We start from the raw sequence: 13,811 nt of genomic DNA on the forward strand, positions 1-13,811 counted from the left end.
CCCATCCCGCCAGCCGCTTCGGACGAGGAGGTATCCGCACAACCGGCAAGCCGCATCCACGGGGGACCTGGCCACCTGAGAAAAAGGGAGCCTGCTCATGGCCGACCACACCGCCCCGCACCAGCCGCCCAGAAACCGGATCCGTACGGCGCTCGCCGCCCTCACCGGCACCGCCCTCGCCGCCGCCTCGATCTCGGTCGTCGCCCTCACCACCACCGCGACCCCGGCGCAGGCCGCCGGGCTCTCACCGTTCGACATCGCCGGCCGGGGCGCCACCGTCCCGTTCATCGAGCACGAGGCCGAGAGCGCCGCGCACAACGGCACCCGGATCGGCCCGGACCGGCGCTACGGCACCCTGCCGTCCGAGGCCAGCGGCCGGGAGGCGGTCACCCTCGACGCGGTCGGGGAATACGTCGAGTTCACGCTCACCGCCCCGGCGAACGCGGTGACGTTCCGCTACAGCATCCCGGACAACGCCGCCGGCACCGGCCGGGACGCCAGCATCGACCTGCGGGCCAACGGCACCCTGGTCAAGGCGGTGCCGGTGACCTCGAAGTACGGCTGGTACTACGGCGGCTACCCGTTCAACAACAACCCGGGCGACACCAACCCGCACCACTTCTACGACGAGACGCGGACGCTTTTCGGCACCACCTACCCGGCCGGTGCGAAGATCCGGCTCCAGGTCTCCTCGACCGCCCAGTCGCCGACCTTCACCATCGACCTGGCCGACTTCGAGCTGGTCGCCGCGCCGATCGCCAAGCCGGCGAACGTGCTCGACGTGGTGACCGACTTCGGTGCCGACCCGACCGGCGTCACCGACTCCACCGGCCGGTTCCAGGCCGCCGTGGACGCCGGCCGGGCCCAGGGCCGAGCGGTGTGGATCCCGCCGGGCACCTTCACCCTCTGGGACCATGTGGTGGTCGACGGGGTGACCCTGCGCGGTGCCGGTCCCTGGCATTCGGTGCTCGGCGGCCGGCACCCCACCGACCGTAAGCGGGCCGCCGGCATCTACGGCAAGTACGTCAACGGCGGCGGCTACCGGGGTGGGATCCGCCCGCACGAGGCCGGCGGACCCAGCCGCAACGTGCTGCTGCGGGACTTCGCCATCATCGGCGACATCCGGGAACGGATCGACGACGACCAGGTCAACGCCATCGGCGGAGCGATGTCGGACTCCGTGGTGGACAACGTCTGGATGCAGCACACCAAGGTCGGTGCCTGGATGGACGGCCCGATGGACAACTTCACCATCCGCAACAGCCGGATCCTGGACCAGACCGCGGACGGGGTGAACTTCCACTGGGGCGTCACCAACTCCACGGTCACCAACACCTTCGTCCGCAACACCGGCGACGACGCCCTCGCCATGTGGGCGGACACCGTGCCGAACGTCGGGAACTCGTTCACCCACAACACCATCGGGGTGACCCTCCTCGCCAACCACCTGGTCACCTACGGCGGGCGGGACATCCGGATCACCGACAACGTGACGGCCGACTCGGTCACCAACGGCGGCGGCATCCACGTGGCCAACCGGTACACCGGCGTGAACGGGCCGACCACCGTCGCCGGCACCATCACCGTCGCCCGCAACACCCTGATCCGCAACGGCAACTCCGACTACAACTGGCAGTTCGGCGTCGGCGCGATCTGGTTCTCCGCGCTGAACGAGCCGATCCAGGGCGCGTCGATCGTGGTCAGCGACACCGACATCCTGGACAGCTCCTATGCGGCGCTGCACTGGATCGAGGGCGCCACCAGCGGGATCAGCTTCACCAACGTACGCATCGACGGCGCGGGCACGTACGCCCTCCAGGTGCAGGCGCCGAGCCAGGTGTCCTTCACCAACGTGCGGGCCACCGGCATCGCGCAGACAAACCCGATCCACAACTGTGTGGGCAGCGGGTTCCAGATCACCCAGGGTGCCGGGAACTCCGGCTGGTACACCGCCAACCCGTACTGCGGCCCGTGGCCGGAGCCGCAGTGGGGCGGCGGCCCGACCAGCCCGCCGCCCACCACGCCGCCGCCGACCACCCCGCCACCGACCACCCCGCCACCGACCACTCCACCGCCCACCACGCCGCCGCCGGCCGGTGGAAACCTGGCGCAGGGCAGGCCGGTCGTCGCGTCCAGCCACAACCAGAGCTATGTCGCGGGGAACGCCGTCGACGGCAACGCGGGCACCTACTGGGAGAGCGCCAACAGCGCCTTCCCGCAGACCCTCACCGTCGACCTGGGCAGCGCCCGATCCGTCGACCGGGTGGTGCTGAAACTGCCGGCCGGTTGGGAGACGCGGACCCAGACGCTGTCGGTGCTCGGCTCCATCGACGGCAACTCCTGGGCCACCCTCGCAGGCTCGGCCGGGCGCACCTTCAACCCGGCCAACGGCAACAGCGCGTCGATCAACCTGCCCGACGGTGAACGCCGGTACCTCCGGCTGAGCATCACCGGCAACACCGGCTGGCCCGCCGCCCAGGTCGCCGAGTTCGAGGTGTACGGCGGCACCACCCCGCCGCCGACGACCACCCCACCACCGGCCGGGAACCTGGCGCTGGGCCGACCGGTCGCCGCCACCAGCCACGCCGACGTGTACGTGGCCACCAACGCGGTGGACGGCAACCCGGGCACGTACTGGGAGAGCGCCAACAACGCCTTCCCGCAGACCCTCACTGTCGACCTGGGCAGCGCCCGGCAGGTCGGTCGGGTCGTGCTGAAGCTGCCACCGTCGTCGGCGTGGCAGACCCGCACCCAGACGCTGTCGGTCCTCGGCTCGACCGACGGCAACTCCTGGACCACCCTCGCCGGTTCGGTGGGTCGCACCTTCAACCCGGCCACCGGTAACACCGTCTCCATCGACCTGCCGGCCGGCGAACGCCGGTTCCTGCGACTCGACGTCACCGGCAACACCGGCTGGCCGGCGGCCCAGCTCGCCGAGTTCGAGGTGCACACCTCCTGACCCGTGGGTGGGTCCCGTCCGCCGAAGCGGGGCCCACCCACGTCGCAAGAGCGCAACCCCCGTAACGCCTCTCCACGTCCCGGAAGAAGGTGTCGATCTCCCATGTCCAGATTCCGTACCCGGTTGACCGCCGCGCTCGCCACGGTCGGCCTCGCCCTGACCGCGGCGCCCGCACCCCGGCCCTCGCGGCCGGCGGCCCCAACCTCGCGGCCGGTCGCACCACCACCGCCAGCAGCGTCAACGGACCGTACGCCGCAGCCAACGTCACCGACGGCAACGCCGCGACCTACTGGGAGAGCAGCGGCGCCCTCCCGCAGTGGGTCCAGGTCGACCTCGGCTCCGGTCAGCCCATCGACCAGGTCAAGCTGAAGCTGCCGGCCGGATGGGAGGCCCGCACCCAGACGCTGTCGGTGCAGGGCAGCACGAGCGGCAGTGGCTTCGACACGATCGTCAGCTCGGCGGGCCGGACCTTCAGCCCCGGCGGCGGCAACACCGTCACCCTCGACTTCCCGGCCACCACCACCCGGTTCGTCCGCATCGCGATTACCGCGAACACCGGCTGGCCGGCCGCCCAGCTGGCCGAACTGGAGGTGTACGGCGCTGCCAGTTCGTCGACCAACCTGGCGGCCGGCCGGAGCATGTCGGCCAGCGGCCACTCCGACGTCTACGTCGCCGGCAACGCCAACGACGGCAACCAGAGCAGCTACTGGGAGAGCGCCAACAACGCCTTCCCGCAGTGGATCCAGGTGGACCTGGGCGCCACGGTCAACGTCGACCGGCTGGTGCTGAAGCTGCCCGGCGGCTGGGGCTCGCGTACCCAGACGCTGACCGTGCAGGGCAGCACCAACGGGTCGAGCTTCAGCACCCTCGTCGCCTCGGCCGGGTACACCTTCAGCCCGGCGGGCAACAACACGGTGACCATCACCGCCGGCGCGGCCAGCACCCGCCACGTCCGGCTGCTGGTCACCGCGAACACCGCCTGGCCGGCCGCGCAGCTCGCCGAACTGGAGGTGTACGGCCCGGCCGGCGGCGGCGACACCCAGGCACCGTCGGCACCGACGAGCCTGGCGTTCACCGAGCCGGGGAGTGGGCAGATCCGGTTGACCTGGTCCGCGTCGACGGACAACGTCGGGGTGACCGGTTACGAGGTGTACGCCAACGGGTCGTTGCGGGCCAGCGTGTCTGGTTCGACCTTGACGTACCTGGACACGCAGCCGGCGAGCGCGACGGTCTCGTACTTCGTCCGGGCGAAGGACGCCGCCGGCAACGTCTCCGCCAACAGCAACACGGTGACCCGCACCGGCAGCACTCCCGGGGGCACCAACCTCGCCGCCGGCAAGCCGGCCACCGCCTCCTCGATGGTGCACGTCTTCGCCGCGGCCAACGCCGTCGACGACGACGTCACCACCTACTGGGAGGGTGCGCCGGGGGCGTACCCGAGCACGCTGACCGTCGCGCTCGGCGCCAACGCGAGCCTCAGCGCGGTCGTGGTGAAACTGAACCCCGACCCGGCCTGGGGTCCGCGTACCCAGACCTTCTCGGTGCTCGGTCGGGAGCAGTCGGCCGCCGGGTTCAGCACCGTGGTCGGCTCGGCGAACTACTCGTTCAGCCCGGCGAGCAGCAACACGGTGACCATTCCGGTGTCGGCGACGGCCGCCGAGGTCCGGCTCCAGTTCACCGCCAACAGCGGGTCGTCCAACGGGCAGGTCGCCGAACTCCAGGTGCTCGGCACCCCGGCGCCGAACCCGGACCTCACCGTCACCAACGTGACCTTCGCCCCCGCCGCGCCGGTGGAGACCGACCAGCTCACCCTCTCCGCCACCGTGCGCAACGCCGGCACGCTGGGCTCCGGTGCGACCACGGTCGACCTCGCCCTGGACGGTACGAAGGTCGGCCAGGCCAACGTCGGTGCCCTGGCGGCCGGCGCGTCGAGCACCGTGTCGACCACGGTCAGCGCCCGGGACGCCGGCAGCTACCAGCTCAGTGCCACGGTCGACCCGGCGAACACCGTCATCGAGCAGGACGAGTCCAACAACAGCCGGTCCAACCCCAGCCCGCTGGTGGTGAGCCCGGTGGCCAGCTCGGATCTGGTCGCCTCGGCGGTGACCTGGTCACCGGGCACGCCGAGCACGGGTGCCACGGTCAGCTTCGCGGTGACCCTGCGCAACCAGGGCACGATCGCCTCGGCGGGCGGTGCGCACGGCGTCACGCTGACCGTGCTCGACGACTCCGGCACCGCGGTACGCACGCTCACCGGCTCGTACAGCGGGACCATCGGTGCCGGTGCCACCGCCGGCCCGGTCAACCTGGGCACCTGGACGGCGGCCAACGGCCGTTACACCATCCGGGTGGTGCTCGCCGCCGATGCCAACGAGTTGCCGGTGAAGCGGGCCAACAACACCAGCGAACGACCGCTGTTCGTGGGTCGCGGCGCCAACCTGCCGTACGACATGTACGAGGCCGAGGAGGGCTCGGTCGGCGGCGGCGCGCAGGTGGTCGGGCCGAACCGGACCATCGGCGACCTGGCCGGTGAGGCGTCCGGGCGGCGGGCGGTGACCCTCAACACCACCGGCGCGTACGTCGAGTGGACCACCAAGGCGCCGGCCAACGCCCTGGTCACCCGCTTCTCCATCCCGGACGCCCCGAACGGCGGCGGGATCAACTCGACGCTGAACATCTACGTCAACGGCGTGCTGCACAAGCCGATCAGCCTCACCTCCAAGCACATCTGGCTGTACGGCGCGGAGGCCAGCCCGAGCGACTCGCCGAGTGCCGGGCCGCCCCGGCATCTCTACGACGAGGCGAACGTGCTGCTGAACTCGACCATCCCGGCGGGCAGCCGGATCCGCCTGCAGAAGGATCCGGCGAACACCACCACGTACGCCATCGACTTCATCAACCTGGAGCAGGTGGCACCGCGGGAGAACCCGGATCCGGCCCGGTACCGGGTGCCCAACGGGTTCAGCCATGCCGACGTGCAGAGTGCCCTGGACGCGGTCCGGATGGACACCACCGGCAACCTGGTCGGCGTCTACCTGCCGGCCGGGATGTACGAGACCGCCCAGAAGTTCCAGGTGTACGGCAAGCCGGTCAAGGTGGTCGGCGCGGGCATGTGGTTCACCCGGTTCGCCACCCCGGCGTCGCAGCAGAACACCGACGCCGGCTTCCGGGTGGAGCCCAGTGCCAGCGGCTCCTCCTTCGAACACCTCGCCTTCTTCGGCAACTACACCGTCCGGCAGGACGGGCCGGGCAAGGTCTGGGGCGAGTTGAAGGACGTCGACAACCTCACCCTGGACAACGTCTGGGTCGAGCACACGGTGTGCGCGTACTGGGGCGTCAGCGTCAGCGGATTGGAGATCACGAACAGCCGGTTCCGGAACACCTTCGCCGACGCGGTGAACCTGACCAACGGCAGCACCGACAACCTGGTCAGCAACTCGGAGGGCCGGTCCAACGGTGACGACGCGTTCGCGCTCTTCTCCGCCACCGATCAGGGCGCGTCCACCGGCAACCACGGCAACGTGTTCGAGAACCTGACCGCCACGCTGACCTGGCGGGCGGCCGGGATCGCGGTGTACGGCGGCTACGACAACGTGTTCCGCAACCTCTACATCGCCGACCAGTTGACATATTCCGGCATCACGATCAGCTCGCTGGACTTCGGCTACCCGTTCATCGGGTTCGGGGCCAGCCCGCCGACCCGCTTCGAGAACATCTCGCTGATCCGGTCCGGCGGCCATTTCTGGGGCGCGCAGACCTTCCCGGCGATCTGGGTGTTCTCCGCGTCGAAGGAGTTCCGCGGCATCCGCGTCACCGACGTGGACATCGTGGACCCGACCTACTCGGGCATCATGTTCCAGACCAAGTACACCGGCAGTCAGCCGGAGAACCCGATCACCGACACGGTTTTCACCAACGTGTCGATCTCCGGCGCACAGCGCAGCGGTGACGCCTTCGACGCCAAGTCGGGCTTCGGGATCTGGGTCAACGAGATGCCCGAGGCAGGCCAGGGCCCCGCCGTCGGCTCGGTCACCTTCAACAACCTGCGGTTGACCAACAATCACCAGGACATCCGCAACACCACCTCCACCTTCACCATCACCCGCAACTGACCACCAGCCTTCCCGCCACGCTCAGGTGGCGGGGAGGCCGTGGCGGCCGGCGCCCGCGCTGAAGCGGGCGGCGCCGGCCGCCGCGTCGGTGGCGAGGAGTGCAGGCCGTAGGCGAGCTCGGTGGCCAGGGCGTCGGGCTCGGGTTGGGTGGCGGCGGCCAGCACCGAGGCGCGGTCGTTGCGCAGACAGGTCTGGGGGTGGCGGGCGATCTCGGCGGCCAGCTGCTCGGCCGCCGTCCGCGCCTCACCCGGGCCGACCAGCCGGTTGACCAACCCCATCGCGTACGCCTCCTCGGCCGGCACCGGGCGTCCGGTGAGAATCAGGTCCATCGCCCGGCTCTCGCCGATCAGCCGGGGCAGCCGTACCGTCCCACCGTCGATCAGGGGCACCCCCCAGCGCCGGCAGAACACCCCGAGCACCGCGTCGGATTCCGCGATCCGCAGGTCGCACCAGATCGCCAGCTCCAACCCGCCGGCCACCGCGTAGCCGGAGATCGCGGCGATCACCGGTTTGCCGAGGACCATCCGGGTCGGTCCCATCGGGCCGTCGCCGTCGGCCTCGACCCGGTTGCCGCTGGGCGTGCCGATCGCCTTCAGGTCGGCGCCCGCGCAGAACGTGCCACCGGCTCCCCAGAGCACCGCCACCGAGGCGTCCGGATCGGCGTCGAACGAGCGGAACGCGTCGGCCAGCGCCCGCGCGGTCGGCCCGTCGATCGCATTGCGGGCCGCCGGCCGGTCCAGGATCACCGTGGTCACCGGCCCGTCACGGGCCACCCGTACCGCCATCCCACCAGCATGCCCTGCCGGAGCCCGCCCGGCGATTCGTCACGGGCGACCGGTTTGCGACCGGGTACGGCGGGAAGTCGGTAACCGTGCGAGCGTTCCTGACGAAGATCGAGCAAGCTGCCGGCCTGGACCGGTTCGGCGACCGGCTGCAAGCTGTGGTGCAGGGCACCCTCCGCGGGCAACGGGTCCGGGACCTGCTGCACGGGGTCTGGCTGGGCCATCCGCTGCACCCGGCCATGGTGCAGGTGCCGGTCGGTGCCTGGATGAGCGCGGCCGTGCTCGACCTGATGCCCGGCCAGCGACGGGCCGCCACCACACTCACCGCGGTCGGGACACTGAGCGCGGTGCCGGCGGCGGTCGCCGGGCTCAACGACTGGGCGGCGCTCGCCCGCGATCAGCGCCGGATCGGCCTGGTGCACGCCGCGTCGAACACCGTCGGGCTGGCACTGTACGGCGGCTCGCTGGCCGCTCGCCTGTCCGGCCGGCACGGTCTCGGTCGTGCCCTGGGCTGGCTCGGCCTCGGCGCCGTCGGCGCCGGGGCCTACCTCGGCGGGCACCTGGCCTACAAGCAGGGTGCACAGGTGAACGTGAGCGTCTCCGACCTGCACCTGATCAGCGACGGCTGGCACTCGCTCGCCGAGCTGGCCACGCTGCCACAACGGGAGTTGGTCACCCGCGAGGTGGACGACGTCTCGCTGATCCTCTACCGGCACGGCGACGATGTCACCGTCATGCTGGAGCGCTGCCCGCACCAGAGCGGCCCACTCGGTGAGGGCGAGGTGCGCGAGGTCGATGGCCACGCGTGCGTGGTGTGCCCGTGGCACGGCAGCACGTTCCGCCTCAACGGTGGCGAGGTGGTGCACGGGCCGTCCTCGAACGACCAGCAGATCCTGCCCACCCGGATCGTCGATGGCACGCTGGAGACCCGCTTGCCCTGACCCGGTTCGGCTGCCGGCCGTGGGGAACGAGGCCGACCGTGGGGGAAATACGCCTACGGCGGCGACGTGGTCGACGGATGTTGGGCCACCCGCCGGGGCGGAACTACTAGCTCGCGCCCCGTCGAGCTGAACCGTTTGTGCTGTCACGCCCCGGTCGCCTGTCACCCGTCATCGATCGCGTGCCGCCCGTCGCCTGGCATCCGTCGCGCGGTGCCCGTCGCGCGGTGCCCGTCGCCCGTGGCTCCTGGCTCCTGGCGCTGTGCTCGTCGCTCGTGGCTCGTCGCTCGTGGCTCGTCGCCCGTGGCTCCTGGCTCTGTGCTCGTCGCTCGTCACGCGGTGTCCGGTTCCTGGTTGCCGGTTCCTGATCCCCGGCGTGCCCCGGCCCCCGACTCCCGGCAGCCCTGTTGACGGGAAGCCCAGCTTGCCTGAGTCGGGTCGTGGGAGCGGTCGGCGAAGTGACCCCGTCTGTGCTCTCAGCTCGACAGGGACCGCACCGCGGTTGTCTGCCGCCGGGGGAGTCGGCCACGCCCCGTGCTCCGGCCGGGCGGTGTGCTCACCGTCAATCCTTGCGATGTCGGCCCGCTGGTAGCTCGCGGGGCAGGCTGGTCGGTGGGTGCTTTCGCGTACCGGCGCGTGCCGCCACCGGCCGGCGGCGCATGCCCAGGACCGCGCCGATCTGCGCACCGACGATGCCGGCCACGGCCAGCACCGCGGAGACGGCGAGCGGCCGGTTCACCCGGTCGGGCTCGCCGGCCCGGGCCGCACCCACGGTCACGACCGGAGGATGGCCCTCCGGCGCCGCGCCGTCCGGCTGCCCCGCGCCGTCCGGCTGCCCCGCGCCGCCGGGCTGGTCCACCGCGCTGTCGGGCGTGGCGCCCGGCTTCGCCGGGGTCGGGCGCTTGTCCTCGGCCCGCTCCGGTGCGGTCGGCCCGGGTGTCGGCCGAGGCTTCGGTGCGACCAGGCGGCCGGTGGCGTGCGGGCGGGAGCCCTGGTCCTGCGCCCGGGCCGGCAACTTGATCAACTGGCCGGGCTGGATCCGGTCCGGATCGCGCAGCTCGTTGAGCGCGGCCAGCTTCCGGTAGTCGTCGAAGTCGTCGAGGTACCGGTCGGCGACCCCACCGAGGTAGTCGCCCTTGGCCACCTTGTACACCGGCGTGTCGGCCGGCGTGTCCGTGGGCCCCGCCAACGCGGGCGCCGTCGCCGGTACGAGCGTCACGCTCGCCGTGGGCGGGGGCCGATACGTCGGGCCGGCGAAGGTCGTGGTGGCGGCCGTGGCGGCCGGACTGGCGGCGAGGATCAGCGCGACCGACCCGACCAGTGCGGCGGCGGCCCGCTGCTGGCGGCCCATCCCGGGTAGCCGGGGGGCCGGCCGGCGCGCCGACTGCGCACCTAGTTCCACCAGGACGGAGAGGGCGAAGGTGGCCCAGCCGAACCAGCCGGCGACCGCCAGCGTACGCAGGAATAGCTGCCCGTCGTCGCGGCTGGTCAGCGTGGTGCCGATCTCCGCCAGCGTGGGTACGTGGTCGGGGAGCGGGTTGCCGGCGAAGGCCAGCAACGCGACAGGTCCGCCGGCCAGCAGACCGATCAGTACGACCAGCGCACCGAACCCGGTCAGCACCCGACCGGCCCGCCGTACGACGGCGGTACCACCCGATGCGGCCATGGCTACCTTCCTTCCCTTAGAGGGCGCCGGTGAGCGCCCGCGCGGTCGCCTCGCCGGAGACGGTGACGGAGTCGGAGAGGCCGAAGAGACCGAGCATGGCCCGGTCGTAGGTGACCGAGACGCGTACCCGGATGTGGGTTTCGCCGTCGACCACCGGGAAACTCACCGTGTGACTGCTGGCGCCGGCGGCGGCGAGATAATCCCGGACGGCCCGGCGGGCCTGCGGCTGGTTGATCTGCTTGGGCCCGCCCTCGATCGCGGTCGCCCGGTCGATGGCCTGGCCGCCCGCGCGGGCCGCCTCGGCGGCCAGGTTCTCGGCGCGCTGCAGCGTGCGGAGCTGCCCCGCGCCGTCGAAGGCCATGCCGATGACGGCGAGCACGCCGACCATGGCCACGGCGAGGAAAATGCTCACCCGCCCGGCGTCGCCGCCTCCGGCCGTCATCCCCGGCTCCGGTAGCGGTCCAGCGGCGAGGTGAACGACGCGGTGATCCGGCTGCCGCCCGGCATCTTCAACGCCGGCAACTCGATGTCGTCGTAGGAGACGGAGCAGGCGATCTCGACGGTGACCGTCGCGTCCTGGCCGGCCCGGCTGCGAAAAGCCGCGTTGAAGGTGGTGGACCGACCGTTGACCGAGCCGCGGAAGATCACTTCAGGGTTGCCGGAGCAGGACACTCCGCGCCAGTCGAGCTGGTTGCGGGCCGCGTCCCGGGCCTCCCGGCGGGCGGTGGGGGCGTCCCGGGAGATCGACGCGGCGCGGGCCGCGTCATGGGCGGCGGCCTCCAACGCCTCACTGGCCACCGCGGTGCGTCCCGCGACCCCCGCCAGCACCATCAGTGCCACGAAGGCCGGCGCCAGCACCGCCACCTCGATCGAGACCGAGCCGCGGCTCATGGTGCGGTCCATCGTTCCACCGTTCCGTGTGCCGTCTGCCGGACGGAGAAGCTGACGCCCGGCACCACCGAGAGGGACCTACCGGTCACCGTGCAGGTCACGTCGGTGGCGGTGACGGTGCAACTCGGGCCCGGGTCGTCCCAGTCGACCAGCCAGTCCCCGGCGGCCTGCAGGAACTTGACGGCCCGGTCCTCGCCGGTCCCCGGCGGGGCCTGGTGGAGCCGCTGGGCGTTGACGGCGCTCTGCGCCGCGTTGAGCGCGGTCGACCGGGCGACGAACACGACGGCGACCTGGATGGAGGCGAACAGCATCACCAGGACCGCCGGTAGCGCCACCGCCAACTCGACCGGGTTGCCGCCCCGCTCTCCGTCGCCGGGCAGCCGGAGGCGCCGGGTGGCGGCGACCACCCGGCACCAGCCGGCGGAGAGGTGACGGCGCATGGGTCAGTCGGCCACGGGGTCCTGGTGGGTCGGGATGTTGTCCATCCAGTCGTTGGCCGCGCCGAGGGCGGCGGCGGTCACCGCCATCGCCACCGCCACCAGGCCGAAGATGATCACAGCGGTCGGTACGGGGCTGTCGCCGCGATCACCGCGCAACTCGGCGAGCCGCGTGCGCAGCGCGACGTGCAGCCGCGCTCCCAGCGCGCCCTGCATGTGTGTGAGGACGGACATCGGTACTCCTTAACTCGGGGGTCGGTCTCAGAGACGGGCCAGGAACGGGTAGATGGCGAAGCCGAGCAGGACGAAGACCAGCAGCGCACCGGGAATGTCGAGGCGGCTGGTCACCCCCTCCGCCCGGGCGAGGTTGTCGGTGCGGATCTGGTCGCGCAGCGAGTCGGCCCGGCTGCGCAGGGTCTCGTGGACCTGCGCGCCCTCACTGCCGGAGGAGCGCATGATCGCGCCCACGTCACCCAGTTCCGGGATGCCGATCCGGTCGGCGAGGTCGCGCAGCTCGTCCCAGGGCGAGTGCATCTGCATCTGGGCCATCCGCAGCGCCTCCGAGATCCGGTCGAAGACCCAGCCCTCGCAGATGGCCGCCGCCCGCTCCAGCGACTGCACCGGACCGTGCGCCGCGGACAACTGCAACGCGACCAGGTCCAGATAGGTGCAGACCGCCTGCCGGAACTCGTCCCGTGCGACGTCGGCCCTGGCCAGCACCGCACGGTGCGCCACCAACGCACAGAGCAGCGACAGACCGAGACTGCCCAGGACCGGTACGGTCAGCGGCAGCGAGATGCCGACAGCGAGCAGCGTGACGCCGAGCAGAGCCGGTGCGGACAGCCCGATCAGGGCCGACAGCAGCAGGGAGAGCGCGTACTGCTCGGGCGTCCGGTCGAGCAGTGCCAGTTGCCGGTGCGGCGGGTGCAGCCAGCGGGCCAGCCCGGTCAGCCACTCCAGGCGCCGGCCGGCCGGGCCGGCCCGGTTGCTCCCGGTGGCTGGTGCAGCCGGCGCAACGCCGGGCCGAGCGCGGGGGTTGCCGGCACCAGCTCGCGGACCACCAGGAACACGCCCAACCCGACCACGGCCCCGGCGACGACGGCGAGGGTGAGAAAGGTGTTCACGCGACCACCTCGCGGGGGTCGGGAGCCGGCAGGAAGCGGGCCGGCCGGGGCGGCTGGCTCATCGAGCGCACCCAGGCCAGCAGGCCCACGAAGGCGGCACCGAGTACCGCCATCACCACCTGCCCGAACGGCGTGTCGTACGGCTGGACGTACTCGCGGTTCAGCAGCCCGTACGCGATGGTGGCCAGCGTCATCCCGGTGAGGAAGCGGACCGCGAACCGGGGCTGGGTGCGCTTGGCCTCGATCTCCCGCCGGGTCGCCACCTCGGCGGCGGCGGCCGAGGCGATCGAGCCCAGCACGTCGCCGAGCCGCTCACCCCGGTCGCTCAGGTGCAGGATGAGCGCCGCGACCACCTGGTCGCCGACCGGGTCACCGATCTCGTCGGCGAAGGCCAGCAGGGCCGACCGGGCCACCCAACCGGCCTGGAGGCGGGCGGCCAGCAGGCGTACCTCCTCCTCGATCTGCTCCGGTGCGGTGGTGACCGTGCCGATGATCGCCTGCTGGAGCCCCTGACCGGTGGCGGAGACGTCCTTGAGCCGGCGGGTCCACTCGCCGACTGCCTCGATCCGGGCGATCGCCCGCTGCTCGGCCCGGCCGACCGAGAACAGCCACGGGGTGCCGGGCACCGCCACCGCGACCAGCACACCCACCACGGGCAGGCCGGTCAGCAGGAAGGCAACCGCGCCGGCGACCACCGCACCGAGCAGCAGCGCCTGGTGCGCCCGCTGCTCGCGCTCGGTGCTGCCGGAGCCGCGCCAGAGCCGGCCGAGCCCGGGGCCGGCGCCGGGTGCCGGGCCGGGCGGGCGGCGGGTGCCGACCAGCGCGACGACCACCAGCACCAGGCCGGCCACGCAGGCCGCCCCGGAGACCACGGCGATCAGCTCGATGTTCGTACCCACCGC

The 13,811-nt window shown here is 72.1% G+C and carries 9 protein-coding genes and 2 pseudogenes; 3 read left to right on the top strand and 8 right to left on the bottom strand.

The window, feature by feature from the left end; translation table 11 throughout:
* Positions 1–97 precede the first annotated feature (97 nt).
* Both KIF24_RS30615 and KIF24_RS30620 read left to right on the top strand, forming a co-directional pair.
* Positions 98–2,959: a discoidin domain-containing protein gene (locus KIF24_RS30615; RefSeq protein WP_221086994.1), complete on the top strand. Its 2,862-nt coding sequence runs from the start codon at positions 98–100 to the stop codon at positions 2,957–2,959.
* 89 nt (positions 2,960–3,048) lie between these two features.
* A complete protein-coding gene (locus tag KIF24_RS30620; protein ID WP_331461330.1) occupies positions 3,049–7,071 on the top strand; it encodes a galactose-binding domain-containing protein in 4,023 nt (1,340 codons plus the stop codon).
* Between the two features lie 21 nt (positions 7,072–7,092).
* Here KIF24_RS30620 and KIF24_RS30625 read toward each other — a convergent pair.
* A pseudogene (locus tag KIF24_RS30625) lies at positions 7,093–7,856 on the bottom strand (crotonase/enoyl-CoA hydratase family protein).
* A gap of 86 nt (positions 7,857–7,942) precedes the next feature.
* Here KIF24_RS30625 and KIF24_RS30630 point away from each other — a divergent pair.
* The gene (locus KIF24_RS30630; protein WP_221086995.1) at positions 7,943–8,794 is read left to right on the top strand and encodes a Rieske 2Fe-2S domain-containing protein; all 852 of its coding nucleotides are present in this window, start codon (positions 7,943–7,945) and stop codon (positions 8,792–8,794) included.
* 559 nt (positions 8,795–9,353) lie between these two features.
* On the opposite strand, the gene KIF24_RS30635 is transcribed toward KIF24_RS30630, so the two are convergent.
* The 7 genes and pseudogenes from KIF24_RS30635 to KIF24_RS30665 form a co-directional block, all read right to left on the bottom strand.
* Complete coding sequence (locus KIF24_RS30635) at positions 9,354–10,457, bottom strand: LysM peptidoglycan-binding domain-containing protein (protein ID WP_221086996.1); 1,104 nt, start codon at positions 10,455–10,457, stop codon at positions 9,354–9,356.
* Positions 10,458–10,473: 16 nt separating this feature from the next.
* Positions 10,474–10,899, bottom strand: a complete 426-nt coding sequence (locus KIF24_RS30640; RefSeq protein ID WP_221086997.1) for a pilus assembly protein TadG-related protein — start codon at positions 10,897–10,899, stop codon at positions 10,474–10,476.
* Positions 10,896–11,360, bottom strand: a complete 465-nt coding sequence (locus KIF24_RS30645) for a TadE/TadG family type IV pilus assembly protein (RefSeq protein ID WP_221086998.1) — start codon at positions 11,358–11,360, stop codon at positions 10,896–10,898. The genes KIF24_RS30640 and KIF24_RS30645 overlap by 4 nt, the downstream gene beginning before the upstream one ends.
* Positions 11,345–11,788 carry a TadE/TadG family type IV pilus assembly protein gene (locus KIF24_RS30650; protein WP_221086999.1) on the bottom strand — a complete coding sequence of 148 codons (444 nt, stop codon included), beginning with the start codon at positions 11,786–11,788 and terminating at the stop codon, positions 11,345–11,347. The genes KIF24_RS30645 and KIF24_RS30650 overlap by 16 nt, the downstream gene beginning before the upstream one ends.
* A gap of 3 nt (positions 11,789–11,791) precedes the next feature.
* Positions 11,792–12,019: a hypothetical protein gene (locus tag KIF24_RS30655; protein WP_221087000.1), complete on the bottom strand. Its 228-nt coding sequence runs from the start codon at positions 12,017–12,019 to the stop codon at positions 11,792–11,794.
* A 27-nt stretch (positions 12,020–12,046) separates the two neighbouring features.
* Positions 12,047–12,909 (bottom strand): annotated as a pseudogene (locus KIF24_RS30660) (type II secretion system F family protein).
* Positions 12,906–13,808 carry a type II secretion system F family protein gene (locus KIF24_RS30665; RefSeq protein ID WP_221087001.1) on the bottom strand — a complete coding sequence of 301 codons (903 nt, stop codon included), beginning with the start codon at positions 13,806–13,808 and terminating at the stop codon, positions 12,906–12,908. The pseudogene KIF24_RS30660 and the gene KIF24_RS30665 overlap by 4 nt, the downstream one beginning before the upstream one ends.
* Between the last annotated feature and the right edge of the window lie 3 nt (positions 13,809–13,811).

Origin of the sequence: Micromonospora tarapacensis, assembly GCF_019697375.1 — a bacterium.
Lineage (GTDB): Bacteria > Actinomycetota > Actinomycetes > Mycobacteriales > Micromonosporaceae > Micromonospora > Micromonospora tarapacensis.